Source organism: Ferrimonas aestuarii (assembly GCF_005116665.1).
In the GTDB taxonomy this organism is placed as follows: Bacteria; Pseudomonadota; Gammaproteobacteria; order Enterobacterales; family Shewanellaceae; genus Ferrimonas; species Ferrimonas aestuarii.
On record NZ_SWCJ01000048.1, the window covers coordinates 1 to 351 of the forward strand.

Annotated in this window: 2 tRNA genes and 1 rRNA gene; all 3 read right to left on the reverse strand. The window is 50.4% G+C overall.

Annotated features, from left to right (window positions below):
- Positions 1–33 precede the first annotated feature (33 nt).
- Positions 34–109, reverse strand: a tRNA-Ala gene (locus FCL42_RS21540).
- Between the two features lie 37 nt (positions 110–146).
- Positions 147–223 (reverse strand) — tRNA-Ile (locus FCL42_RS21545).
- A gap of 65 nt (positions 224–288) precedes the next feature.
- Positions 289–351 (reverse strand): 16S ribosomal RNA (locus FCL42_RS21550); the annotation flags it as partial.

A 351-nucleotide genomic window follows, 5' to 3' on the forward strand; every position in this document is an offset into this window, starting at 1 on the left:
TCTTGCCGTACTAAGGTTCGAATCGAGAGAAAGTGGTGGAGCTAAGCAGGATCGAACTGCTGACCTCCTGCGTGCAAAGCAGGCGCTCTCCCAGCTGAGCTATAGCCCCCCAGAATTTTCTCGATGTCCCAATCTTCATTGAAGATTGGTGGGTCTGAGTAGATTTGAACTACCGACCTCACCCTTATCAGGGGTGCGCTCTAACCAACTGAGCTACAGACCCATCGAAACTCTTATCATCGTCAGACAATCTGTGTGAACACTCAACGCAAAACCGTATCTATTTCGTAAGGAGGTGATCCAGCCCCAGGTTCCCCTAGGGCTACCTTGTTACGACTTCACCCCAGTCAT